This is a genomic window from Actinosynnema sp., from assembly GCF_052038725.1.
Genome location: NZ_JBQGCX010001316.1, coordinates 1 through 3,202, shown reverse-complemented (window position 1 = coordinate 3,202; position 3,202 = coordinate 1). Strand labels below are relative to the sequence as shown.

Below are 3,202 nucleotides of genomic sequence, written 5' to 3'. Positions count from 1 at the left end.
GCCTTGAGCCGCAGCATCGACTTCGGGGTGAAGACGACCAGCGGGCGGCGCGGCTTGGCATACGCCTGCCGGCGCAGCAGGTGGAAGTACGACGCCGGCGTGCTCGGCACGGCGACGGTCATGTTCGACTCCGCGCACATCTGCAGGTAGCGCTCGATGCGGCCCGAGGAGTGGTCCGGGCCCTGGCCCTCGTAGCCGTGGGGCAGCAGCAGCACGACGCTGCTGCGCTGGTTCCACTTCTGCTCCCCGGCGGAGATGAACTCGTCGACGACCGTCTGCGCGCCGTTGGTGAAGTCGGCGAACTGCGCCTCCCACAGCACGAGCGTCTCGGGACGCTCGACGGAGTACCCGTACTCGAAGCCCATGGCCGCGTACTCGCTGAGCAGCGAGTCGTACACCCAGAACCGGGCGGTGTCGGACAGGGCGGACAGCGGCGCCCACTCGGCCCCCGACTGGCGGTCGATGAGGACGGCGTGGCGCTGCACGAAGGTGCCGCGGCGGCTGTCCTGCCCGGCCAGGCGGACCGGGGTGCCCTCGGAGACGAGCGAGCCGAAGGCCAGCAGCTCCCCGAAGGCCCAGTCGATGCCACCCTCGCGCGACATCTGGTGCCGCTTCTGCAGCAGCGGCGCCAGCTTGGGGTGGGGGGAGAAGCCGTCCGGCGGGGAGGCGAACGCGTCGCCCACCGCGTGCACGAGCTCCTCCGAGACCGCGGTGCCGCGCGTGTCGGCGGGCTGGGCGTCGTCCTGCGCCTGGGCGCTCGGCAGCTCCAGGCCGGACGCGGAGCCCTGCTCGTCGGCCTCGCCCTGGCGGGCGCGGGTGGCCTCGCGGACCTCCTTGAACACGCGCTCCAGCTGGTCGCTGTAGTCGCGCAGCGCCGCCTCGGCCTCCTCCACGGTGATGTCGCCCCGGCCGATGAGGGACTCGGTGTAGAGCTTGCGGACGCTGCGCTTGCCCTCGATGAGGGTGTACATCAGCGGGTTGGTCATCGAGGGGTCGTCGCCCTCGTTGTGGCCGCGCCGGCGGTAGCAGATCATGTCGATGACGACGTCCTTGCCGAACTGCTGGCGGTACTCGAAGGCCAGCTGGGCCACCCGCACGCACGCCTCGGGGTCGTCGCCGTTCACGTGGAAGATCGGCGCCTGGATCATGCGGGCCACGTCGGTGGCGTAGTACGAGGAGCGGCTGGCCTGGGGGGCCGTGGTGAAGCCGACCTGGTTGTTCACGATCACGTGCACCGTGCCGCCCGTGCGGTACCCGCGCAGCTGGGAGAGGTTGAGGGTCTCCGCGACCACGCCCTGACCCGCGAAGGCCGCGTCGCCGTGGATGAGGACCGGCAGCACGGGGAAGGACCTCCCCCCGAGGTTGATGCGGTCCTGCTTGGCCCGCGCGATGCCCTCCAGCACCGGGTTGACCGCCTCCAGGTGGGAGGGGTTCGCGGCGAGGTAGACCTTGGTCTGCGCCCCCGACGGGGCGGTGAAGGTGCCCTCGGTGCCGAGGTGGTACTTGACGTCGCCGGAGCCCTGGACCGTCTTCGGGTCCTGCTGGCCCTCGAACTCGGCGAAGATCTGCCCGTAGGTCTTGCCCGCGATGTTGGCGAGCACGTTGAGCCGGCCGCGGTGGGCCATGCCGATGCAGACCTCGTCGAGGCCGGCGTCGGCGGAGTCGCCGAGGATCTGGTCGAGGATCGGGATCATCGACTCCGAGCCCTCGAGGCTGAACCGCTTCTGCCCGACGAACTTCGTCTGCAGGAACGTCTCGAACGCCTCGGCCGCGTTGAGCCGGCCCAGGATGCGCAGCTGCTCGGAGCGCGAGGGCTTGTCGTGCCCGTGCTCGACGCGGTCCTGGATCCAGCGCCGCTCCTCGGGGTTCTGGATGTGCATGTACTCGATGCCGACCGTGCGGCAGTAGGAGTTGCGCAGCACCCCCAGGATGTCGCGCAGCTTCATGGTCGGCCGGCCGCCGAAGCCGCCCGTGGGGAAGGTGCGGTCGAGGTCCCACAGGCTCAGCCCGTGCGTCTGCACGTCGAGGTCGGGGTGGCGGCGCTGGCGGTACTCCAGCGGGTCGGTGTCGGCCATGAGGTGCCCGCGCACGCGGTAGGCGTGGATGAGCTCCACGACGCGCGCGGTCTTGTTGATCTCGTCGTCGTCGGACACCGAGACGTCGCGCACCCACCGGATGGGCTCGTAGGGAACGCGCAGGCTCGCGAAGACGCGCTCGTAGAAGCCGTCCTCGCCGAGCAGCTTGCGGTGCAGCAGGCGCAGGAAGTCACCGGACTGCGCGCCCTGGATGATGCGGTGGTCGTACGTCGAGGTCAGCGTGATGGTCTTGCTGATCGCCAGGCGCGCGAGGGTCTCCTCGCTCGCCCCGGCGTACTCCGCCGGGTACTCCAGCGCCCCGACGCCCACGATCGCGCCCTGCCCGGTCATGAGCCGCGGCACCGAGTGGACCGTGCCGATGGTGCCGGGGTTGGTGAGGCTGATGCTCGTGCCCTGGAAGTCCTCCACCGTGAGCGAGCCGGAGCGCGCGCGACGGACGACGTCCTCGTAGGAGGCCCAGAACTGGGCGAACTCCATCGTCTGGGCGCGCTTGATGGCGGGGACCAGCAGCTGGCGGGTGCCGTCGTCCTTGGCGAGGTCGATCGCGATGCCGAGGTTGACGTCGGTCTGACGGAGGATGCCGGGCTTGCCGTCGACCTCGGTGTAGGCGTGGTTCATCTCCGGCATGGCCGTCGCGGCCTCGACGAGGGCGAAGCCGATGAGGTGGGTGAAGGAGACCTTGCCGCCTCGCGCCCGCGCCAGGTGGTTGTTGAGCACGATGCGGTTGTCGATGAGCAGCTTGGCCGGCACCGCGCGCACGCTCGTGGCGGTCGGCACCTCGAGGCTGGACTCCATGTTGGCCACGACGCGGGCCGCGGGGCCACGCAGCCGCTCGGGCTCGACGGCCCCTGCGGCGCTGGGGGTGGTGGAGCGGGAGACCTCCCTCGACGTCACCGTGCGGCCCTCCTTCGTGTCGCTGCTGCGGGTGGTGCTGGTGCTGGTGCTGGTGGTGGCCCTCGCGGGTGGCGCGGCGGGCCGGGCGGCGGCTGCGGGTGGCTCGCTCTTCGCCGACCCCTCGGCGGGCGCGGCCTTCGCAGGTGCGGCCTTCGCGGGTGCGGCCTTCGCGGGTGCGGCCTTCGCGGGTGCGGCCTTCGCGGGTGCGGCCT

At 71.3% G+C, this 3,202-nt stretch carries 1 protein-coding gene; it reads right to left on the bottom strand.

What is annotated here, in order from left to right:
* The coding region (locus ACTUAL_RS27770) for a multifunctional oxoglutarate decarboxylase/oxoglutarate dehydrogenase thiamine pyrophosphate-binding subunit/dihydrolipoyllysine-residue succinyltransferase subunit (protein ID WP_440902306.1) at positions 1–3,202 on the bottom strand (3,202 nt) is incomplete at both ends.